Annotated in this window: 1 protein-coding gene; it reads right to left on the reverse strand. The window is 70.8% G+C overall.

Annotated features, from left to right (window positions below; all coding sequences use genetic code 11):
- Positions 1 to 10: 10 nt before the first annotated feature.
- Positions 11 to 295 (reverse strand): peptidase dimerization domain-containing protein (locus ACZ3HH_RS29615; protein ID WP_465810090.1); only part of this gene is annotated, 285 nt, incomplete at its 5' end.

Raw genomic sequence — 295 nt, forward strand, 5'->3', positions numbered from 1 at the left:
TGTCGCTGAACTACAGCTGCGCGCCGAAGGGAGCGTGGGCGCGGAGGTGTGCCTCGATCGCGGCGAACGCCTCGTGCGCCGACTGCCCGGGCGCGACGCGCGCGCTGATGACCACCCGCGTCTCGGGGGCCAGAGTGTTGGATGCCGCCTCGGTGGGGGTGGCATCCCATCCGGTGATGGTGACGGAGGGCTTGTTCCAGATGCGGCTGAGGATGCTGTCGCGCCCGATCGGCGAGACGCCGTCGAGGAGGCCCGACTCGGCACGGAGAGTCGCCTCGTCGTACTCGGGGGTCTC

The organism is Pseudomonas sp. PME37.24/025, from assembly GCF_055556615.1.